Source organism: Roseburia hominis (assembly GCA_040702975.1).
GTDB lineage: Bacteria > Bacillota > Clostridia > Lachnospirales > Lachnospiraceae > Allocoprococcus > Allocoprococcus hominis_A.
Window position 1 is genome coordinate 3,032,016 of record CP159990.1, and the last position, 22,590, is coordinate 3,054,605.

Consider the following 22,590-nt stretch of genomic DNA (forward strand, 5'->3'; position numbering starts at 1 on the left):
AACAGCAGATTTTAAAGGCGGGTAGAATTTACTCCTGCACTGGAATTTACTTTTGCAATTAAGGAAAAATTCACTCTAATAACGATGAAGCACGCCTCCGTTCTCTCTAAGCCAACTCCGATACTTCCGGTAATCCGGCATGACCTCTTCCACAATCTCCCAGAAACGCGGCGAATGGTTCATCTCTTTTCTGTGAGATAACTCATGCACGACCACATAATCCAGGACCCCTGGCGGTGCCAGGATCAGCCGCCAGTTAAAATTCAGATTCCCCTTATCTGAGCAGCTTCCCCAGCGGGTCTTCTGATCCCGAATGGAAATCCGCTCAAAGGAAACTCCCATAAGCGAAGCGTAATACGCAGTCCTCAGCCGGATAATCTCCCGGGCCTTTTCCTTATACAGCCCTGCTTCGGCCTCACTAAGAGGACGTACCTTCTCTGCCCTCTGCTGCCTCTCCCTCTGGGACTTCACCTTTTCCCTGATCCAGTCCTGCTTTTCCAAAAGGAACCTGTCGATCTGCCTCTTAGGACACCTCCTGGGCGCACGAACGAGAACAGAGCCATCTTCCCGCACTTCCACCGACATGGTTCTGCGCGCAGACCGCCTAAGCTCATACTCTAACTTCATCACCGCTCTTTCCTTTGCCGCCGCTTCCTCACTATTTTGCGTGGAGCTTTTGGATCAACGCCTCCTGAAGCACCTGGGAGAAATTGATTCCTCTTGCCAGCGCTTCCTCATTCAGCCATTCCGGTATGCTGAGCGTCTTCTTCACCGCACGGGAACTGTGCTTCTTTTTGTATTCTTCCATATCAAAGCAGATTACTACCACTACTCCTTCTCCCGCTTGCACTTCTTCTACCCGGGAGGGAACAGGAATCTCTTCATTTTCCTTTTCCCTGCTGACAAGCGCCAACCCCAGGGCATCAACTGCCATCTCGTAAGCCTGATTTCTGTCGTCACCTTCCGTAAAACACTCCGGTAAATCCGGGAATGAGACCCAAAAGCCATTCCCTTCCCGATGAAATATTGCAGGATAAAATAATTTATTCATCATGTACCTCCGTCTACTCTCACATTATAACAGCCCTGCCGTTTTTAAGATTGCCTGTTCCAGCCCCTTTTTCATAGATTTACTATGATACGGGACTATCACTTGCTTTCCGGTCCGAAAATTTTTTAATTTTATATGCGAACCATTCTGGCTTACCTCTGTAAACCCATGTTTCTTAAGGAGTTTTATGATCTCCTTCGGTGTCATTGGCATCTTCCGAACTCCTTCTTTCTCATTTATTATTCTATCACTTTATCCACCATGTTTCAAGCATTTTACGTAATATTACGTATTTATTCCTTTTAAAAATCTCTCCCCATATTTCTGATATTTAAACTCCCCAACTCCGGTGATCCCAAGCATCTCTTTCTTGTTCTGCGGCTTTTCCAGACACATATGTACCAGCGTTTTATCCGAAAATACGATATAGGGCGGCACTCCCTCCTCTTTTGCGATCTCCATTCGCAGCCTTCTCAGCTTTTCGAACAGTGCTTCATTCTCATGCGTAAGCACTACCCCTGCCGTTTTCTTTTTCTTCTTTTTGGGCGCGGCCTTCTCCCGCATCTCCTGCTCTTTTGCCATCTTCATGACCAGCGTTTCCTGTCCATTTAGCAAAAGCTCCGACTTCTCTGTCAGCTTCACGAGCATATATTCGTCATTTGTCGTAAACAGATACCCTTCCAAAAGCATATAGTTCAGTATCTGGCGCAGACGATATGCCGGAACTTTGGAGAGCGTACCGTAACACGAATTTTCATTCATGCGGTACTGCCTGATCTTCGCCGTATTGGCTCCATGAACCGTGTCAAGAATCACATTGATTCCATACCTCTGTCCGCATTCTCTGACGCACTGCACCAGCTTTATTGCCATCTCAGTCACATCTACAGTCTCAAACTGGCTTAGGCAATTGGAACAATTTCCGCAATAATTTGAACTATATTCCCCAAAATACCGCAGGATATAATCCCGCAGACACTCATTCGTAAAACAGTAATAAGTCATTCGTTTCAGTCTTTCCCGGTCCCGCTCCATCACGATCTCCCGGGTCAGGTCATCAAGCTCCTCATTCTCCTGATTATATTCAATGAACCTCTGATTCGTGACCACGTCCTGGCCGCCGTACAGCAGAATACATTCGCCGCTCTGGCCGTCCCTTGCACACCTTCCGGCCTCCTGATAATAGGATTCCAGATTCTTCGGCATATTGTAGTGAATAACATACCGCACATTGGACTTATCGATCCCCATTCCAAAAGCATTGGTCGCCACCATGATCAGCTTCCTGTCATAAATGAAATCGTCCTGATTCTCACGGCGCTCCAAATCTCTTAGCCCGGCGTGATATTTCGTGACAGAAAACCCGTCGTCCTCCAGGCGCGCGCACACCTCTTCCACCAATTTTCTCGTCAGGCAGTAGACAATCCCGCACTGATCCGGGTGCATATCTACATAATTCTTGAGCGTACCATATTTGTCCTTAGGCGAAATCACCCCGAAGTACAGGTTCGGCCGGTCAAATCCCGTGGTGACCACTACCGGGCTTCTGAGCATCAATATATCTACAATATCTTCACGCACTTCCTTCGTTGCCGTAGCCGTAAAAGCGCTGATCACCGGCCGCACCGGTAACTTCTCCACAAAGCTCAGGATCTTTAAATAACTGGGCCTGAAATCCTGTCCCCACTGGGAAACGCAGTGCGCCTCATCTACAGCCACCATCGCTATCTTCGTATGCAGAGCAAAATGCAGGAACTCCTCCGTCTCCAGTCTTTCCGGCGCCACATAAATAATCTGATATCTCCCCTGCACGGCAAACGCCAGCGCCTTCTGGTACTGTCCATAAGTCAAAGAGCTATTTAAAAATGCGGCGTGAACTCCGGCCTGATTGAGCGCCGCCACCTGATCTTTCATCAGAGAAATAAGCGGAGAAATGACCAGCGTAATCCCATCCATCAAGAGTGCAGGAATCTGGTAACAGAGCGATTTCCCCGCTCCGGTCGGCAAAATACCGAGCACGTCCTGCCCGGAAAGTATCCCGTCGATCAGTTCCTCCTGCCCCGGTCTGAACTCGTCGTATCCAAAATATCGTTTTAAAATCTGAAATTTCTGTTCCGTATATTCCATCTTATACCCTTTCCTCTAAAAGTGTTCCCAATTATACACACCTGCTCAGGTAAATGCAAGTCTTCAACTTTCACAAATTTCACGCCCGATTCCTCACAAATCCCATGCGCGACAAAGGCAGAACCCCCTTAAATTCAAGGAATTCTGCCTTTGTATAATTTGCCACTTTCCTATTTATCACCCAAGATAAACAACTTCCTCCTCGGGTCTGTCAGCTTTTTTTGCGTCCAGAAGGTAGAGAATCGGCTGCTTTGGCGCAAATTTTCTGACTGCCTCAAATTCGAACCGCACACGCACGCGCATCCAACTGCGCTGCTCGATGCGTGCCTTCTCACTCATTTTACAGGGATATCCGTAAAACCGGATATCCTCCGCACAGCACGCCATGATCTGCCGTCCCGGAATCAACATATTCGCCGGCATTCCCTTGGGCCTGAATACCTGTGCCAGAAATAAGATTTCCTTATGCTCATACCGCTCCGGGTGTTCATATGCGTCAACATACCATATACCGAAATCTGTGTCCTCTATCTCAATCTTGTCTGCTTTTATGTCAAACGGAAGATCCTCGGCCGTCTGCGGGATAATATTTCCTTCCATATCCTCAAAAATAAGCTGCGCCATAGGATTCTGTATTTTCAGCGCTCTCCTGAATGATGAGCGGTCCGTATTTTCACCACAGCGGTTCGTCACGATCAGCTCGGACTCTGTCAGCTGGTTCATCAGCATATTCCGCATATTTTTCAGATACACATCGAGCGTCTCGCCATTTACGGTAGAATAGACGCCCTGAATCTCCCAATTCTCCGGGAAACTCTCATTCATGATCTCCTGTAGATCCCAGGTCCCGTTATACTCGATGATTACCTGATCCGGGTGGTAAATGCGCTCACAGTTTTGAAAAAATGCTTCGTTAAGCTGCTCCCTGTCCTCAATTTCAAATAAAAATACTCCATTTTCATCGCGCCAATCTTCGGGATACTCCTCCTCTCCTTCTTCACATTGCAGAAGCAGAGTCGGACCGTCCTCTATCCAATCCTGTTTCATCAGTGTATCCTTGACAAAGGTTGTCTTCCCGCTGTCCAGAAACCCGGTACAGATATAAACCGGTGTCATCATCTCATTTACCTCCTCGCAAAATCCATTCCCTCATCTCCTAGATGTGGAACAGCGTCTTCAGCTCGTCTTCCTTCAAATCTGTACCGATCACACAAATACGTCCTGTATAATCCGGCTGTCCTTCCCGCACCTCATATTCCTCCGGAACCATGTCGAACTGCTTCCAGGTTCCGTTTTCCATCTGTACGATTCCCTTCGCACGGAGAATAGTGCCGTATCCTTCAGTCTCTGATAACGCTTTCAAAATGAAATCCATCTCCGTCTCCGTATACTTATGCGCCGTCTCCTTGCCCCAGCTCGTGAAGATCTCATCTGCATGATGATGACCGTCATGATGGTGATGGCCACATCCACACTCGCCGTCGTGATGATGATGTTCATGCTCTTCGTCATGGTGATGGCCACAACCGCACGCACCGTCGTGATGACGGTGTTCATGCTCCTCGTCATGGTGATGGCCGCAGCCGCATTCTCCGTTATGATGGTGTTCATGTTCCTCGTCATGGTGATGGCCACAGCCACATTCTCCGTCATGATGGTGCTCATGCTCCTCGTCATGGTGGTGTCCGCAGCCACACTCGCCGTCATGGTGATGGTGCTCATGCTCCTCGTCATGGTGGTGTCCGCAGCCACACTCCTCGTCATGATGATGTGCTTCGCCATGATGTTCCAGGCAACCCTCGTCACCATATTCATGTCCGCATTCCACTCCGTGATGATGACCACATTCACCCTCATGGTGATGCTCATGGCAGCACTCGTCGTCATGATGGTGGTCATGCGCATGAAGCAGCTCCTCGATCTCCGCTCCCTGCTCCAGTGCGCGCAGGATCGCATCTTTTCCAAGCTCGTCCCATGGAGTCGTGATAATCGCCGCCTCCTGGTTCTTCTCGCGGAGCAGATGAACACAGCTCTCGATCTTCTCGTTTGTCATCATCTGCGTCCGGCTCATCACGATCGTAGAAGCATGCTCCACCTGATTGCTGAAAAATTCACCGAAATTCTTCAGGTACACCTTCGCCTTCTTTCCGTCCACAACGGTGATCCGCCCGCTGATCCCAATATCCGCTTCCGCCTTGACACCCTCGATGGCTTTCACAACATCGGACAGCTTGCCCACTCCGGACGGCTCAATGATTACACGATCCGGCTGATATTCTGAAAGAACCTGCTGAAGTGCCTTGCTGAAATCACCTACAAGCGTACAACAGATGCAGCCTGAATTCATTTCTGTGATCTCTACTCCGGCATCTTTCAAAAATCCACCGTCAATGCCGATCTCTCCAAATTCATTCTCGATCAGCACCAATTTTTCTCCCGGAAATACTTCCTCAATCAGTTTCTTAATAAATGTTGTCTTTCCGGCACCCAAAAAACCTGAAATAATATCTACTTTAGTCATCATATTCCCTCTTTTCTATTCTATGTTTTCCATATAAATCCGGACTCATACCCGGTTATTTGTTGCTTCCGAAAGTAATATATCACAAATGTCAAAAAGATGCAAATAAATGGCTTGTTTATCGATTATGATTAGTGTATAATAGACCCAACAGAAAAAGTACCATTTTTAGTACAAATATACATAAAAAGGAGACTTGACGATATGGTAAATTTATTAACAGGCCCAAAGGGCAGTGGAAAGACACAGCAGATGATTGAACGCGCGAATGAGGCAGTAAAGAATTGTGACGGACACGTATTCTTTATTAAGAAGAGCCACCGCGATACATACAGCCTGTCTTTCAACATCAGAGCAATCTGCATGGACGACTATGATGTAATCCAGACCGCAGATGAATACCTCGGATTCATTTACGGTATGAGCAGTGCTGACCATGATATCCAGGCCATCTTCATCGACGGTATCCTGAAACATGCCAATATCACATTAGAGAGTATGCCGCACTTTATTGAAAAGTTGAAAAAACTCTCCAAAGACTGCGAGATTGATTTCTATGTAAGCGTAAGCGCAACCAACGAGCAGCTCGGTGATATAGACATGAACGACTGCCAAATCCTCAACTAAATATCGACAAATTTTAAAGGACAGTTACTTCTCACTCGTAACTGTCCTGTTTTTTATGGAAATCTTTTTATCCCTGATACTTTACATAACATGGACAGCGATTTCTCTTTCAATTCCATTCTTTCTTTTGTGCAAAGGCACTGCTGCCTGTCCCTACTCTTTCAAAGCAGTGACCGTATTCATCTTCTCGCCCTCTTTGTATTCCAGATTAATCTCATCTCCCACGTCATACCGGATAATTTCCACGAACTGTACTACCGGAATATCGTAAATCTCTTCCGAATCCGCAAGCATAATATAGTAATGCGAATTCCCTTCCACGACTCCCTGGGCAATCTTCGTGATCACACCCGACACCGTCTGAATCTCACGCTCATCTTTTTCCTCTTCCCTAAGTCCATTGGTAAGCAGGAGGTCATGATACTGCGCTTCACAGTCGCTGACCGTATCTCCAATCGCCACCACCTGGTATTTTTGGACATTTACCATCGCATATTTCTTTACCAGTCCCGCATCATCTTTGAGCGCCAGAAAATACGTCGGCTCACCGGATATGTTGAGGAGCAGCGGGAAGGTCGCCTGATAATGCAGGTTCTGGACCTGTCCTTCCGCAGAGTCCATGGCGGAATCCTCTATCGCTCCCTCGATCGGGTAGTACTTCGTCTCCATCGTCCGCTGATTCATCAAAACAAATCCAACGTTAGACTGGTCACTATTTACCGAAGTCACGCCAGTGTAGACCCACACATCGTCATCAATTGCCAGAAAATTATACCCGTTCGTTGTCTTAAGGCAGTCCTTCTGGCTGAGCACACTGTTAAAGAAGCCGTGCTTTAAAGCCCCATAATAGTCATAGAGCTGTACCAGAAGATCCGCGGAATACGCCCGGTCAATCCATTGTGGAACATCTTCCACCTTATAATCCTTAAGCTCGCCCGTGATCGCATTACAGAGGACCACACGCCCTACGGTCTCTCCGCCAAACAGGCCAATGTTGAATTTCTTCACCGGGGCGATCCAGTACGGAACTCCCTCATCATCGATCTCAAAACTCAGCTCGCCGTAAATATAGGTCGGGTGAGCAAAGCGAAGATGCCGGTACACATTTCTTCCAAAATGTTCACTGGTGGAATATTTCATACCTTCTTTTAATTTCACAAGCTCCGTCGTCTGACTGGCCATATCAAGCCTAATGTACGCCGGAATTCCGTCGCTGCGGTTCGTGAACCACTTAATCACGCTGGCGTATCTAAGCGGCGACACCCGCACCGGCCGGTCCTGATAATTGATCTGGCTGTAAATATCGTCTACCTCGAACTGGGATACCATATCTGACATACTTCCCATCTTTCGATTACCGAGAAGCAGCGCGGAATCCCTGTCCAGAAGCGGAATCTGATCAAAGGACAGCTCTTCGATATCCTTCGTAAATTCGCCTTCCTCGACAGTCAAAAGCTGCTGATATTTCTTCGCATTGATGATCGGCGAGGACAGAAGGCTTCCCACAAGGTACACCGCAAGCAAAAGAAAAAAAAGTCCGAAAATCGCCCTGACCCCTTTCTCCTTCCTGACTTCCCGGAGGGAACTTAAATCACCTCTTCGCGCACCTTTCCGAAACGCATAGATCACGCCTGCTGCGGCCACAACAATTAAAATGAAATACCATACATCTACGGAATGAATGTTGATCGCCGGCAGTGCAACATAATAATAGATCCCCGCCGCCAAAATCGCAGCAATCGCTCCAAATAAAATTCTTCTTTTTTTCATATTCTCTCCTGTCATTCATACTATCGACCAGTTCCCCGGGTACCTTAAGATCTGATCTTTTAAAACTTTTTGTTCCACAAAGTCGGTGAAAACAGCATCAGGAATGGGAAAATCTCCAATCTTCCGATTAACATATCAGCACAGAGTACTAACTTGGAAAATCCTGAGAACTTGGCAAAATTCTCCACCGGTCCCACAAGTGCAAGCCCCGGCCCTACGTTATTGATCGTGGTGAGCACAGAGGTAAACGTCGTCTCAAAATCAAAATTATTCAGAGAGACCATGAGTACCGATGCAATAATAATAAGCACATACGCAATAAAATATACATAGACCCCGCGCATCGTCTCATCTTTTACCCTCTTTCCGTTCACATTCACGATCGTGACCGCCTTCGGGTGCAGCATCAACTTCAACTCCCTCTTAATACTCTTTAGAAGGATCAAAAGCCTTGACACCTTGATACCGCCTCCCGTTGATCCGGCGCATGCACCAATCACCATGATCATCAGGATTACGCTCTTCGACAGCTCCGGCCACAGATTGAAATCTGCCGTAATAAATCCCGTGGTCGTGATGACGGAAGCCACCTGGAAAGAGGCGTAACGAAACGCTTTCGCCACGGAATGGTACATCGGCATAATATTTATTACTATAATGCCCACTGCGGCTGCAATAATTCCCAGATACATGCGTAATTCTTCATTTTTCCATACACTCTTAAATTCTCGCAGGATCAGGAAGAAATACAGGTTAAAATTCACTCCGAACAGGATCATAAATACTGTGATCACACCATCTACATAGGCGCTGTCAAAGTGCGCCACACTGGCGTTATAGCAGGAAAATCCTCCTGTCCCCGCCGTACTGAAGGCGTGTGTGACGCTGTCGTACAGATTAAGCCCCCCAAAAAGCAGGAACACCACTTCCACTGCTGTCAACACAAAATACATTCCATACAGAAGCTGAGCTGTATTCCTTGCCTTTGGCACCAGCTTATCCGCCTCGGGCCCCGGTACCTCCGCACGCATCAGGTGCATGGAGTTCTTCTCATCTAACGAGGTCAGCACCATAACAAATACCAGCACTCCCATACCGCCGACCCAATGCGTCAGCGCCCTCCAGAAAAGCATACCCTTTGGCAGCCCTTCAATCTCCGCCAGGATCGTGGACCCTGTCGTTGTAAATCCTGAAACCGTCTCAAAAAAGGCATCGATGTAATTCGGAATCGTCCCGGATAAAAAGAAGGGTATTGCACCGAACAACGACCAGAAGATCCAAGCTGTCGCCACAATGATCAGGCCCTCTTTGGCATAAATCGTCGTATTCTCAGGCGCTTTTCTTCCCCAAAGCGCCCAGATGACCAACAGTATCCCTGAAACTGCCAGAAAATAAATAGCCGAATGCTCTCCATAAAGCATACCTACTGCCATGGGAATGAGCAACAAAACCGCCTCTACTCCCAGCATCTTACTAATAATATAGACTGTCATTTTCGTATTCATCGCTTGGCACTCCCCCGCTACAACAGAATATCTGAGATATCCTGTACTTTTTTCTGCGTGGTCACCAGAACAACGCTGTCGCCCACCTGCATGGAATCCTCACCGCCGGGAATAATGATTTTTCTTCCCCGGCCGATGCAGGCGATCAGATTATTGGACTTGATCGCCAGGTCCTTAAACGGAATATCTGTATATTTGGTCTTTTGCTTTACAATAAATTCAAGCGCCTCCACACGTCCGCCGACCAACTGATACATGGACTCCACATTGGCACTACTGTAGGAATTATTTCGTGCACGGACATAACTCATAATCGCGTCCGCCGCCGCTGTTTTCGCTGAAACGATACCGTCAATCCCCAGCTCCTCCACAAGCTGCGCACGGCTGTCTTCGTTTACCTTCGCAACGATCTTCTCAACGCCTTTCGTCCTTCCAAAAAGTGCCAGAATAATATTCTCCTCATCGACTCCGGTCAGATTGATCATGGCGTCCGCCATCTCAATCCCCTCTTCGATCAGAAGCTCCTGATCCGCCGCATCTCCGCAGATGATGGTAGCCTTGGGAAGCTGCTCGCAAAGCTCTTCGCATTTTTGATGATTGATCTCGATGATCTTCACCTGCATTCCCAGGTTCAGGAGCAGCTTTGCCAGATAGTATCCAACGCGCCCTCCGCCGCAGATCATCACGTTCTTCACATTTCTCTTCTTCCCAATAATATGATAGAACTCCTCAATGGACTTGTGAGATGCCACGATGTGCAGCCTGTCCCCTTCATGTACAACAAAATCACCGTCGGGGATAAGGACCTCGTTCCCACGTCTTACTGCACATACCAGAAGTTTGATCTGGAATCTCTGGTATATCTCTGCCAGCGACATCTTTTCCAAATGGCTCCGCTCCCTGACGATGAACTCGACCAGTTCCACCTTCCCTTTCATGAATGTCTCGACCTTTGCCGTATCCGGAAGCAAAATTGCACGCGAAATCTCAAATGCCACCGAAAGTTCCGGATTGACCGCCATACTAAGCCGCAGATCCTCCCGGATCAAATCAATCTGCTGATAATAAATAGGATTCCTTACCCTGGTAATGGTGTGTTTGGCACCCAGTCTTTTTGCCAGAAGACAGCTCAGCATATTAAGCTCATCCGTGGACGCACAGGCAATTACCAGGTCCGCTTCCGGAACCCCCGCCTGTTTTTGAATCTCCGCGTCGGCGCCATCACCGGTAATACATAGAATATCCAGCTTATCCAGCGCCTGTTTTAATTTTCCTTCATTCTGGTCAATCAAAACCACATCATAATTCTCCTCGGACAACTTCACAGTCAGCTTATGTCCGACTTTTCCGTCACCAATAATTACAACCTTCATTGCAAGTTCCCTCTGCCTTTTCTCTCAATGTAATGTAATTGGGGCAGCGTAAAAAGACATTTGTCTTATACCGGCCCCCGATAGCTGCATACTACAGACCATCTCTACCGTAGAATACCACTTTTCCATCAAAAGTACAATAGCAGAAAATACCTTCCCTGTGCGTTTTTTACCCACAAGGAAGGTATTACCTTACGTCACATACAGCCTACGGATCATTAAAATTAAAAACCCTGGCATTCTTATATTTTCAAATCTGATATTTCTACGCCTCTTCTGCTGCACGTTTTGCAATCTCTTTCTCCTGAATATCATTCGGAGCCTGCTCATAACGTGCAAATTCATAAGAATATGTTCCACGACCGCCCGTCATAGAACGAAGTGTCGTACAATATCCGAACATTCCTGTCATCGGAACATCTGCCTCGATGATCTGGTACCCGCCTGCCACCGGGTTCATGCCCAGCACACGGCCGCGGCGTTTGTTCAGGTCGCCCATAACATCTCCGGTATAATCATCCGGAACTTTGACCTTCACAGATGCGATCGGCTCAAGAAGAACCGGACCTGCTTCCATGAATCCTTTCTTAAATGCCTGGCTCGTAGCGGTCTTGAACGCCATCTCAGAGGAATCTACCGGATGGTATGATCCATCATACAGAGTCGCTTTCACGCCAACTACCGGATAGCCGGCAAGAGGGCCTTTTACCACAGAGTCCTGAAGTCCCTTTTCCACTGCCGGGAAGTAGTTCTTCGGTACTGCACCGCCCACTACTTCTTCCGCAAATACATACGGCGTCTCCAGATCGCCTGACGGCTCAAAACGCATCTTAACGTGACCGTACTGTCCATGACCACCGGACTGCTTCTTATATTTGGTATCCACATCGGAGTTCTTGCGGATGGTCTCACGGAACGCTACCTTCGGTGTTTCTAACGTGATGCCTACTTTATAACGCTCAGCCAGTTTGCTTGCAACGATCTCCAGATGCTGATCGCCCATACCGTAAATCAGAGACTGGCGGTTCTCACTGTCATTGACTGCCTTTAAGGTAACATCCTCAGCCATCATTCTGCCAAGAGCCTGGGAAACCTTGTCCTCATCTCCTTTATTATTTACCACATACTTCATATATGTATACGGTTTGGAGTACTCTGTCTTTCCGTAAGAAATCGGTGCAGACTTGGTAGATAAGGTATCTCCTGTCTTGGTATTATTCAGCTTCGCGATCGCACCGATATCTCCGGCAAACAGTTCGGAAACCTCCAATGTCTTATTGCCCATGAGTGTGTAGATCTTGCCCAATTTTGCTTCGGAATCCGCATCCGGATTATAGAGCACGTCATCGCCCTTCAGAACACCGGAGCAGACCTTTACGAAGGAATATTTTCCGATAAACGGATCGACCATCGTCTTAAATACATAAGCGCTCTTGGCCTTTGCGAAATCATAATTAGCCTCAAAAATCTCATTCGTCTTCCGGTTAATTCCCGCGCACTCTCTGTACTCCGGACTCGGGAAGAAACGAACGATATCAGAAAGCAGATTGGCAACGCCCTGCGCCTGAATATTGGATCCCATAGCTACCGGTACAATGGAGCCTTCCATTACTTCGGTTCTCATTGCGGAACGAATCTCTTCTACTGAGAACTCGTCTCCCTCAAAATATCTTTCCATAAATGCTTCGCTGGTCTCAGCTACTGCCTCAAGAAGCTTCTCGCGGTAAATCTGAAGATTGGCCATGGAATATTCCGGAATCTCGCATTCTTCTCTCTGTCCGATTCCTGTATATCTTCTCGCTGCATTCTTAATAACATTCACATAGCCTACCAGTTTCTCGTTCTCACGAACCGGCATAAAATGCGGTGCGATGACTTTGCCGTATCTTGCGGTCAGGTCTTCTACCACCTGACGGAAGCTGGCGTCATCCACATCCATCTCTGTCACGTAAACCATACGCGGCAGGTGGTATTTGTCACAGAGTTCCCATGCTTTCTCTGTTCCTACCTGAACACCCGCTTTACCGGAAACAACGATCACCGCTGCATCCGCAACGCTGACTGCCTCTTCTACTTCTCCCACGAAATCAAAATATCCCGGGGTATCCAGCACATTAATCTTCGCTTTCTCCCATTCGATCGGAATCAGGCTCGTGCTGATCGAGAACTTTCTCTTCTGCTCCTCTTTATCGAAATCACTGATCGTGTTGCCGCCATCAACGCTGCCCAGACGACTGGTCACTCCTGATACATAGGCCATAGCCTCCGCCAGGCTTGTCTTTCCACATCCTCCGTGTCCCAGGAGAACGACGTTTCTAATTTCATCCGTTCTGTAAACCTTCATGCTGCTGCCTCCTTGCTATAAGTTTCTCATGGATACATTGTACTAAATTTTTATCTTCGTTACAACTATTTTATGAATTTTTAACAAGAAGTTATTTTACTTTTTCACTTTAAAGTGTCATATCATTGACAGATTTCATTTTATCTATTAGAATAAGTCTATGTGCATTTGAGCCTTAAGGGCTTTATTTTACAGTTTATACCTATTTTATACCTTGTAAAACGGCCGAATGGCCATACGGGGTGCCCTATGGGTATACCTTGTAAAACGGCCGAATGGCCATACGGAATGCCCTATGGGTATACCTTGCAAAACGGCCGAATGGCCATACGGGATGCCCTATGGGTACACTTTATCCGGAAAGGAAGAACAACTATGGAACAGAAAAAAATCGGTTTTATCGGACTTGGACTTATTGGCGGCTCTATCGCAAAGGCAATCCGCCGATATTATCCCGATTATGAGATCGTCGCTTTTGACAATCATAAAGAAACTCTGGCACTTGCCACTCAGGAATCCATTATCAATGTTGCCTGCACAGCGCTCGACGACAATTTCAAGCATTGCGACTACATTTTTTTATGCGCGCCGGTAGCATTTAATACCGCTTACCTGAAACAGATGACGCCTTATCTTCACGATAAGCTGATCCTGACCGACGTGGGCAGCGTCAAGACCCCGATTCATGAGGAAATAATCCGTCTGGGGCTGGAAAAATATTTTATCGGCGGGCACCCTATGGCCGGTTCGGAAAAAAGCGGCTTCGCCAATTCCAAACCGCTGATCATCGAAAATGCTTACTTTATCCTGACCCCCTCCTCTCAGGTACCAAAGGAGAAGGTGGATGCTTACGCCGCATTTGTGGAATCCCTGCGGTCCCTTCCTCTCGTACTGGACTTTCGGGTACACGACAAAGTAACGGGTACGATCAGCCATTTGCCTCACATCATCGCCGCCTCCCTGGTCAATTTCGTGCGGGATACCGATACTTCCGACGAATTGATGAAGAACCTGGCGGCCGGAGGATTTAAAGATATTACGCGAATCGCCTCCTCCTCTCCCACCATGTGGCAGCATATCTGCGCCCAGAACAGGGAGAATATTTCCCAGATTCTGGGCGACTATATCCAGGCACTGACCCGGACAAAGGAACTGGTCGATGACAGGCGGGAGCAGGATATTTACGACATGTTCGATCACTCCAGAAATTATCGCAATTCCATGCCGAACGGTTCTGCCGGAGCAATCAAAAAATCCTTCTGCATCTACTGCGATATTCCGGACGAATCCGGCGCTATCGCTACGATCGCTACGATTCTGGCCTCCAATGCCATCAGCATCAAGAACGTCGGAATCATACATAACCGTGAATTTGAAGAAGGGGTACTGCGCATCGAATTCTATGATGCGGATTCCTGCGAAAGATCCGTAGCTCTTCTTACAAAACATCGCTATATCGTATATGAGCGGTAACAGAATTTAACCGAACAAAGAAAAGAGGACATATAATATGGAAATTACACCTTCCAGGGGACTTAAAGGGGAAGTAGTGATCCCCGGCGACAAATCCATTTCACACCGCTCCATCATGTTTGGGGCGCTTGCCAAAGGCACAACTGAGATCACCCATTTTCTTCAGGGCGCTGACTGCCTTTCCACCATTGGCTGTTTTCGCGAGATGGGAATTGAGATTGAAAATACTCCCGAGCGGATACTGGTTCACGGAAAAGGGTTGCATGGCCTTAATGCCCCTTCCCGAATTCTAGACGTAGGAAACAGCGGAACCACCACCCGGCTGATCTCAGGAATTCTCTCCGGTCAGCCATTTTCCAGCACTCTCTCCGGTGATGCCTCCCTGAATTTAAGACCCATGAAGCGAATCATCGACCCCCTCACCTTAATGGGTGCGGACATCGCAAGCCAGACCGGAAACGGGTGTGCGCCGCTTTTGATCAACCACCATCTGCCCTCCGGTGCGCAGCCGGCCATGCATGGTACCCATTACCATTCCAGGGTGGCGTCTGCTCAGGTAAAATCCGCCGTGCTGCTGGCAGGATTATATGCTGACGGTGTCACCAGGATCACGGAGCCTACCCTTTCACGGAATCACACGGAGCTGATGCTGGGCGGTTTCGGGGCGTCCGTCTCCACCGAGATTCATGAAAATGGCACTGCGACCGCTTCCATTTGCCCGTGCGCGGAGCTATTTGCCCAAAAGATCCCGGTTCCCGGAGATATTTCCTCTGCTGCTTACTTTATCGCGGCCGGGCTTCTCGTTCCCGGCTCAGAGCTGCTGGTGAAAAATGTGGGAATCAACCCGACCCGTGCCGGACTTCTCGCCGTTTGTAGGGCAATGGGCGCAGATATCACTTACCTAAATGAACGTAACGACGGCGGAGAGCCCACCGCCGACCTTCTGGTCAGGAGCAGTTCTCTTCACGGAACTATTGTAGAAGGCGCCCTGATTCCGACACTGATCGACGAGATTCCGATGATTGCCGTAATGGCAGCTTTCGCAGAAGGGACCACCGTGATCAGAGATGCCGCAGAACTAAAGGTCAAAGAGACGGACCGTATTCGAACGACCACCGAGGGGCTTACTGCTATGGGAGTAGATGTAACTCCTACTGAGGACGGAATGATCATTCACGGTGGAAGACCAGTACACGGCGGAACAATCAATAGTTATCTGGACCACCGAATTGCCATGGCATTTGCCATCGCGGGACTCGCCGCAGAAGGACCTACGACCATTCTGGACAGTCAGTGTGTCGACGTTTCCTATCCCGCATTTTTTGAGACTTTACATGCACTTCGTTAAATGAAACCTATCCGGCAGGGTGTAAAGGCTGAACTCTTTTGCCCTGCCTCGCCATCTGTCAATGCACCATTTTTTCCGACTGCCATACTATAATATTGTAAACACTAAAGGAAGGGGCTATTACTCATGCCAAACTATCGTGGTAATACGAACGATTATATGAGACGAAACGCCTACAATCAGAACCGTGGCCGCAGACCAGGAAACTGCGGGACGATGCAGACACCCACGCCTTATACGACATACAATGAACCCTCTCCCTGCTGCGAACATGATGACGAGCTGAGCCAGATGCCGCTGGCAATGGCGTATGTACCGTGGCAGAACTGGAAACGTATTTATGATAAGGAGCAGGCCTTCTGCCGGGGAACTATTTTCGAGGAACTGGATAAACCATTTTGTGGAATGGGAGGCTGTAACTCATGAGCGATATGAATCTTGAAACCAAACCGAACCGCAAAGACCTGCTCTGCCTGATAGGCCAGGCCAGCTTTGCAGTCGATGACGTCAAACTGTATCTCGACACCCACCCCTGTGACACCGATGCCCTGGATTATTTCTATGAGCACAGTAAGATAAGAAATCAGGCGCTTCGTGAATACGCGAAATATTATGGTCCGCTGACCGTCGATACTGCGGTCGCTTCCTGCACTGACAGGTGGAACTGGATCAACGAGCCATGGCCGTGGCAGGAAGGATGGTGCTAGAATATGTGGAATTATGAAAAACGTCTGCAATATCCGGTAAACATTACCCAAACGAACCCTAAGATTGCCCAGGTCATCATCACGCAGTTCGGCGGCCCGGACGGCGAACTGTCCGCTTCCATGCGGTATCTGGCGCAAAGATATACAATGCCGTACCGGGAAGTGACCGGGATTTTGACTGATATCGGGACGGAAGAACTTGCGCACATGGAAATGATCTGCGCCATCGTTCATCAGCTCACACGCAATCTCACCCCGGAAGAATTAAAAGCCTCCGGCTTCGACAAATACTATGTAGACCATACTCTCGCCCTCTGGCCGCAGGCTGCAAGCGGTGCCCCGTGGACCGCGACCTACTTCCAGTCCAAAGGCGATCCGATTACCGATCTGCATGAAGACATGGCAGCAGAACAGAAAGCACGCTCGACCTACGACAACATTCTCCGCCTGGTAAAAGATCCCGAGGTCTGCGACCCCATCCGTTTCCTGCGCCAGAGAGAAATCGTCCATTATCAGCGCTTCGGTGAAAGTTTAAGAATTGTCCAGGACCATCTGGACAGTAAAAACTTCTATGCAATCAACCCTGAATTCGACAAAAACAATTCCTGCGGGTGTAACTAGACTATGAATAGAGTATTAAATGAAACAATAACCATTCTCATCGGTCATGATGCGGAAGCGGTGGCTCAGATTCGCGGAAGCAAAGACTATCCCCGGCTTCTGGGAGAAGTCATGTTTTATCCCCTTTGGCGCGGCACACTGGTCATTGCAAGCATTTCCGGCCTTCCTACAGGCCAAAAGCCCTGCGGTGAACGGTTCTTTGGATTTCACATTCATGAAGGGGCCGTTTGTACCGGAACGGAAAATGATCCCTTCGCAGACACCGGACAGCATTTCAACCCTTACGGCTGCGACCATCCGGAGCACGCAGGTGATTTCCCTCCCTTAATGGAAAATGACGGATATGCATTATCTGCCTTCTATACCGACCGATTCTATCCGGAAGAGATCATCGGAAGAACCGTAGTGATCCATGACATGCCCGATGATTTCACGAGCCAGCCGTCCGGCAACAGCGGAAACAAAATTGCCTGTGGCCCCATTACAGAAACAGACTGATCTTTTGGCCTGCACTTCCAACTGAACCTTATTTCAGGTATGCATGGCAGCCAAAACAAGGTTCACCGTACCTTCACTTAGGTATACCTGGCAGCCCAGGAAAGCCTCCGCACAATCTCCGGAGGCTTTCCTTCTCTACTTACTTTTTCCAGTATGTTCTCTCAAATAATCTGCCAGAATCGCAATCAGCTCCATTGCGGTAGGCCTGTTATACAAACGCTGCCCAGCTATCTTCAGCAGAATCGAGTCTCCATGCTGATTCCAGTAATCCCAAATCATTCTTCTCATCGCTGCCTCCACCGAACCTCCACTCACTCCATAGATTTTTCCCACCTCTACATACAGCTTGCCTGTCACATTCCGCAAATAACTTCTGTCCGTCATCACGAAATAAATGCAGTGCACCAAATACTCAAACCCTACATAATGAGATCTTATTCCAATTTTTCTTACCAGTTTGTACGCCTCTTCCATAGTTCCTTCCTTCTCGCCTTACATTGAAAGAAAACCTACATTATACTTTACATGATTTTATAAAAAATGGAATATTTTCGACGAATTTATACTTTTTTCGACGAAATTTATTTTTCAGCATAGATCTGAAAAAGTGCGATTCCCGGCGGCGCATAAGTAAAAATAAAAAAACCGACCATAAGCCCCACATTCAACGTCACCAGCAGGGCCACAGGCAATATTCTAGAATTCTGTACAGCCAATCGATAACTTATACAAAATGCGATCACTACGCTGATGATAAATGTAGCAATGTCCAACGCCAGATAATGTTTTCCAATAATGCCTGTGTACGTGTAAAAAATAATCGCCACAAACATGGTACCCGTGATCGTTCCCGCCAAATGCGAACGAAAAAAGGCCGGAACAGACCGGGAAAAAAAAGGCCAGCCTAACAGGACATAAAGAAACATCGGAAAAAACAGCATTTTCATATGTTCCCAGGTAGATTCATTTACCGGCGCGAACATTCCCACCAAAGGGTTGCTGCCGCTCCTTTCATATGCAAAATGCAGGCAAGTCCCGGCTGCCGCCGTAAAGATGGCACCTCCGATCGCATAGTACATCAATTTTTTATTCACATCGATTCTTTCCTTTCCTTGGTATTTGAAATGAAATCGCTTTGCTAAAAATTATGCACCAATTCCTTTATTTTATACGGAAGCTCCTATCTATTTTCCTTCGGCCCTTTTATTCCAATAGCTTAGCAGCCGAGATGAAGATTCACCGGACCATCACTCAGGTATGCCTGGCAGTAAAAAACAGGGAACTTGCGCTCCCTGTTTTTACTGTTCTATTTCCTTATGAATTCTTTCCCAATGTCACTGTAACCTCTTCCTTACTGTATTCACCGTTTCTTTCCGGCACATTTATGGTAAGTGTTACTTCTTCTCCGGCCTTATAGTACTCCAACTGCTGTTTCAGATCATTCATGCTATAAATAGCCGTTCCCTCAAATGCTGAGATTACAGTTCCTTTAGAAAGACCTGCCTTATCTGCTCCGCCGCCTTCAATCACACTGTCGATATAGACTCCCGTCGGCATATTGTAAAGCTGTGCATACTCCGCTTTCACATCATATCCTTTGATTCCGATCACTCCTCTTTCGCTCTCGGCAACCTTGGAACGTGTCTCCTTATTCATCAGGTTCTGGATAATGTCATGTGCATCGGTGATCGGAATTGCGAATCCCATACCTTCTACCGCTGAATTATTGATCTTGGCTGAATTGATTCCAACCACTTCACCGTTAATATTAAGTAATGCTCCTCCACTATTTCCCGGATTGATTGCTGCATCTGTCTGTATATAGACTCCTTCAAAGCCTTCCATGGAACGCTGCGTTGCGCTGATAATTCCGGTCGTAACTGACTGGCCATAACCAAGCGCATTTCCAATCGCGATCGCCGGCTCGCCTACCTTTAACTCATCAGAATCGCCAAGTGTTGCCACCTTAATTGCCCCTAGTGTATCATCGTCAATATTTTCCAGCGGCACCGCTACGACTGCAAGGTCTCTTGAAGAATCCGTCCCTTTGATCACAGCTTCCACGCTCTTTCCATCGCTGAACGTGATCGTCAGAGTCTCACTGCCTTCCACCACATGGTTATTCGTCACGACCAGCAACTCCTTATCCGTCTTGCTGATGATGATTCCAGATCCGGCACTCTTACTTTCCTGCTCACTGATTCCTCCGAAAAAGCTCTGCACCTGCTGTACACTCATATTTGTAATGGACACAATAGATGGTATGGTCTCACTGACAATATCAGAAACATCTGATGTCACGGAAGTCTTTGTCGTGCTGACATTCGTGTGGGCAACTTCCTTGGTCTTACTCACTTTTTCTTCTTTTGTGCTGATTCCAAGAAGCTTTCCTGCTACATAGCTGGTTCCCTGGAAAGTCACCCCCGCAACTCCTCCGAAAATTATGGCAAGGCCTGCGATTACAAGCGCCTTTTTCACAAAACCATTCGTATGCTTTGGCGCCTTGGGCTGCCTTTGCGGTTCCTGATATTTATTTGCATTATTACCGTCATCGTCCGGCCTATAATAACTATACTGATTATCCATAATCAAAACTCCTTCCTGTTTTTCATTTCTGAATAGAAGTTTATCTTATAATTGTGATAAAAGTGTGTTTAATTAGTTAAAAAATATTGAAAAAGAACATACTTTGACATATCCTTCTTCTCAAAGGAAAAGGCAGGTCCCAGCCTGCCTCTGATTCCCTATTCTACCGTAACGGATTTTGCCAGATTTCTCGGTTTATCCACATCGCAGCCCTTGCCAATGGATACATAATAGCCAAACAACTGCAGCGGTATAATAGCCAGAGAATTTGTGAAATACTTATTGGTATGTGGAATGTAGATCACATAATCCGCTGCCTTCTCAACCTCCGTATTTCCCACATTCGTCACAGCCATCACGAACGCTCCACGGGTCTTGACCTCCACCATATTGCTGATCATCTTCTTGTACAGATCCTCCTGAGTCAGAACGGCCGAAACCAGCGTCCCGTCCTCGATCAAAGAAATCGTACCATGCTTCAACTCTCCCGCGGCATATGCCTCCGAGTGAATGTAAGAGATCTCCTTAAGCTTCAAAGAACCCTCCAGAGAAATCGCATAGTCGATCCCGCGGCCGATAAAGAACACATCCTTCGCAGCCAGATATCGGTTTGCAAACCGCTGAATCTTCTGTTTATTATTCAAAAGCAGCTCTACCTGCTCCGGAAGACGCCGTAAATCCTCCAGCATAGACGCCAATTCCTCATCATTCATCTTTCCGCGCACGTGAGCAAACTTCATTGCCAGCAAATAGTGTGCAATAAGCTGGGCAGAATATGCCTTGGTCGTCGCGACTGCGATCTCCGGACCTGCCCATGTATACATTACGTTATCCGCCTCACGGGCAATGGAGCTTCCCACTACATTTACGATTCCCAGCACTCTCGCACCGCGCTTCTTCGCCTCGCGCAACGCCGCCAGAGAATCCGCTGTCTCACCGGACTGGCTGATCACAATGACCAAAGTGCCTTCCTCAATGATCGGATCACGATACCTGAATTCCGATGCCAGATCCACCTCGACCGGAATCCGCGCCAGCCCTTCATAAATATATTTGCTGGTCACCCCGGTATGATAAGCAGATCCACAGGCGACGATCACGATCTTCTTCACTTCTCTTATCTCTTCGTCTGACATTCCCAGTTCTTCGATCACAATCCTGCCGTCTTTGATTCTCGGGGAAAATGTATCTGTGATCGCTTTCGGCTGCTCATACATCTCTTTCAGCATGAAATGCTCATATCCGCCCTTTTCGGCTGCATTCACATCCCACTCAATCCGCGTGGACGTCTTCTCGATCGGCTCCTCATCTACCGTAAAGAACTCCATGGAATCCTTCGTCATACGTACAATTTCTTCGTTTTCAATAAAATATACATCTCTGGTATACTTCAGCACCGCCGGAACATCAGAAGCAATGATATTGCCGCCCTTAGTAGAACCCACAATCAGCGGACTGTCCTTGCGCACCGCGTACAGTTCACTCGGGTGATCCTTAAAAATAATTCCCAGCGCATAAGACCCCTCCATACGATGCATGATCTTCGTCACTGCCTGCAAAGGATTACCGGTATAATAATAATCCAGAAGATGCGCGATTACCTCCGTATCCGTCTCAGATATAAACTCATAGCCCTTCGTCTGCAATTTCTTTTTCAGTTTCAGATAATTTTCAATAATACCATTATGTACAACTACAATACTTTCCTCTTTGTTAAAATGTGGATGCGCATTGGTATCTGAGGGCTCCCCATGCGTTGCCCATCTCGTATGACCAATTCCCAGAACTCCCGGCATCGTAGAGCCATCATGTGTCAGCTCACTTAATACCTTCAATCTTCCCTTCGCCTTTACCACTTCTATATTCGTCCCGTTATAGACAGCAATTCCTGCCGAATCATACCCACGGTACTCTAACTTCTCCAGTCCATCAAGCAAAATAGGTGCCGCCTGCTGTTCTCCAATATATCCTACAATTCCGCACATAGTATGCCCCTCCATTTTACATAAATGTATACATTTTTTAACAACACTTCACTA

The 22,590-nt window shown here is 47.5% G+C and carries 21 protein-coding genes; 7 read left to right on the plus strand and 14 right to left on the minus strand.

The window, feature by feature from the left end; all coding sequences use genetic code 11:
* Positions 1 to 75: 75 nt before the first annotated feature.
* The 6 genes from ABXS75_14045 to ABXS75_14070 form a co-directional block, all read right to left on the minus strand.
* Complete coding sequence (locus tag ABXS75_14045; protein XCP84181.1) at positions 76 to 627, minus strand: SprT family zinc-dependent metalloprotease; 552 nt, start codon at positions 625 to 627, stop codon at positions 76 to 78.
* A 31-nt stretch (positions 628 to 658) separates the two neighbouring features.
* Positions 659 to 1,051: a type II toxin-antitoxin system HicB family antitoxin gene (locus ABXS75_14050; GenBank protein XCP87158.1), complete on the minus strand. Its 393-nt coding sequence runs from the start codon at positions 1,049 to 1,051 to the stop codon at positions 659 to 661.
* Between the two features lie 24 nt (positions 1,052 to 1,075).
* Complete coding sequence (locus ABXS75_14055; GenBank protein XCP84182.1) at positions 1,076 to 1,264, minus strand: type II toxin-antitoxin system HicA family toxin; 189 nt, start codon at positions 1,262 to 1,264, stop codon at positions 1,076 to 1,078.
* 72 nt (positions 1,265 to 1,336) lie between these two features.
* The gene (gene recQ / locus ABXS75_14060) at positions 1,337 to 3,178 is read right to left on the minus strand and encodes a DNA helicase RecQ (GenBank protein ID XCP84183.1); all 1,842 of its coding nucleotides are present in this window, start codon (positions 3,176 to 3,178) and stop codon (positions 1,337 to 1,339) included.
* Positions 3,179 to 3,355: 177 nt separating this feature from the next.
* Positions 3,356 to 4,297: a hypothetical protein gene (locus ABXS75_14065; protein XCP84184.1), complete on the minus strand. Its 942-nt coding sequence runs from the start codon at positions 4,295 to 4,297 to the stop codon at positions 3,356 to 3,358.
* A gap of 37 nt (positions 4,298 to 4,334) precedes the next feature.
* Positions 4,335 to 5,699: a CobW family GTP-binding protein gene (locus ABXS75_14070; GenBank protein XCP87159.1), complete on the minus strand. Its 1,365-nt coding sequence runs from the start codon at positions 5,697 to 5,699 to the stop codon at positions 4,335 to 4,337.
* Positions 5,700 to 5,903: 204 nt separating this feature from the next.
* Between ABXS75_14070 and ABXS75_14075 the strand changes: the two genes are divergently transcribed.
* Positions 5,904 to 6,326 carry a hypothetical protein gene (locus ABXS75_14075; protein ID XCP84185.1) on the plus strand — a complete coding sequence of 141 codons (423 nt, stop codon included), beginning with the start codon at positions 5,904 to 5,906 and terminating at the stop codon, positions 6,324 to 6,326.
* A gap of 153 nt (positions 6,327 to 6,479) precedes the next feature.
* On the opposite strand, the gene ABXS75_14080 is transcribed toward ABXS75_14075, so the two are convergent.
* The 4 genes from ABXS75_14080 to ABXS75_14095 form a co-directional block, all read right to left on the minus strand.
* On the minus strand, positions 6,480 to 8,096 hold the full coding sequence (locus ABXS75_14080) for a CvpA family protein (protein ID XCP84186.1): 1,617 nt from the start codon (positions 8,094 to 8,096) through the stop codon (positions 6,480 to 6,482).
* Positions 8,097 to 8,155: 59 nt separating this feature from the next.
* Positions 8,156 to 9,601 (minus strand): TrkH family potassium uptake protein, encoded by a 1,446-nt coding sequence (locus ABXS75_14085; GenBank protein XCP84187.1) that lies wholly within the window; start codon positions 9,599 to 9,601, stop codon positions 8,156 to 8,158.
* Between the two features lie 17 nt (positions 9,602 to 9,618).
* Entirely contained in the window at positions 9,619 to 10,974 is a 1,356-nt protein-coding gene (gene trkA / locus ABXS75_14090) for a Trk system potassium transporter TrkA (protein XCP84188.1), read from the minus strand.
* Positions 10,975 to 11,239: 265 nt separating this feature from the next.
* Positions 11,240 to 13,318 (minus strand): elongation factor G, encoded by a 2,079-nt coding sequence (locus ABXS75_14095; protein ID XCP84189.1) that lies wholly within the window; start codon positions 13,316 to 13,318, stop codon positions 11,240 to 11,242.
* A 321-nt stretch (positions 13,319 to 13,639) separates the two neighbouring features.
* Here ABXS75_14095 and ABXS75_14100 point away from each other — a divergent pair, with 321 nt between their 5' ends.
* The 6 genes from ABXS75_14100 to ABXS75_14125 all read left to right on the plus strand — a co-directional run bounded on the left by ABXS75_14100 (position 13,640) and on the right by ABXS75_14125 (position 17,965).
* Entirely contained in the window at positions 13,640 to 14,791 is a 1,152-nt protein-coding gene (locus tag ABXS75_14100; protein ID XCP87160.1) for a prephenate dehydrogenase, read from the plus strand.
* Positions 14,792 to 14,828: 37 nt separating this feature from the next.
* Positions 14,829 to 16,139, plus strand: a complete 1,311-nt coding sequence (gene aroA / locus ABXS75_14105; GenBank protein XCP84190.1) for a 3-phosphoshikimate 1-carboxyvinyltransferase — start codon at positions 14,829 to 14,831, stop codon at positions 16,137 to 16,139.
* Between the two features lie 126 nt (positions 16,140 to 16,265).
* Complete coding sequence (locus tag ABXS75_14110; GenBank protein XCP84191.1) at positions 16,266 to 16,565, plus strand: spore coat associated protein CotJA; 300 nt, start codon at positions 16,266 to 16,268, stop codon at positions 16,563 to 16,565.
* Positions 16,562 to 16,846, plus strand: coding sequence for a spore coat protein CotJB (locus tag ABXS75_14115; GenBank protein ID XCP84192.1), 285 nt, complete (start codon positions 16,562 to 16,564; stop codon positions 16,844 to 16,846). The genes ABXS75_14110 and ABXS75_14115 overlap by 4 nt, the downstream gene beginning before the upstream one ends.
* Before the next feature lie 3 nt (positions 16,847 to 16,849).
* Positions 16,850 to 17,467, plus strand: a complete 618-nt coding sequence (locus ABXS75_14120) for a manganese catalase family protein (GenBank protein ID XCP84193.1) — start codon at positions 16,850 to 16,852, stop codon at positions 17,465 to 17,467.
* Positions 17,468 to 17,470: 3 nt separating this feature from the next.
* Positions 17,471 to 17,965, plus strand: coding sequence for a superoxide dismutase family protein (locus tag ABXS75_14125; protein ID XCP84194.1), 495 nt, complete (start codon positions 17,471 to 17,473; stop codon positions 17,963 to 17,965).
* Between the two features lie 135 nt (positions 17,966 to 18,100).
* Here ABXS75_14125 and ABXS75_14130 read toward each other — a convergent pair whose 3' ends face one another.
* From ABXS75_14130 to glmS, 4 genes are all read right to left on the minus strand, one after another.
* Complete coding sequence (locus tag ABXS75_14130) at positions 18,101 to 18,439, minus strand: sporulation initiation factor Spo0A C-terminal domain-containing protein (GenBank protein XCP84195.1); 339 nt, start codon at positions 18,437 to 18,439, stop codon at positions 18,101 to 18,103.
* Positions 18,440 to 18,546: 107 nt separating this feature from the next.
* Positions 18,547 to 19,059: a DUF6512 family protein gene (locus tag ABXS75_14135; protein ID XCP84196.1), complete on the minus strand. Its 513-nt coding sequence runs from the start codon at positions 19,057 to 19,059 to the stop codon at positions 18,547 to 18,549.
* A 220-nt stretch (positions 19,060 to 19,279) separates the two neighbouring features.
* Positions 19,280 to 20,551, minus strand: coding sequence for a trypsin-like peptidase domain-containing protein (locus ABXS75_14140; GenBank protein ID XCP84197.1), 1,272 nt, complete (start codon positions 20,549 to 20,551; stop codon positions 19,280 to 19,282).
* A 158-nt stretch (positions 20,552 to 20,709) separates the two neighbouring features.
* Positions 20,710 to 22,536: a glutamine--fructose-6-phosphate transaminase (isomerizing) gene (gene glmS, locus ABXS75_14145; GenBank protein ID XCP84198.1), complete on the minus strand. Its 1,827-nt coding sequence runs from the start codon at positions 22,534 to 22,536 to the stop codon at positions 20,710 to 20,712.
* Positions 22,537 to 22,590 lie beyond the last annotated feature (54 nt).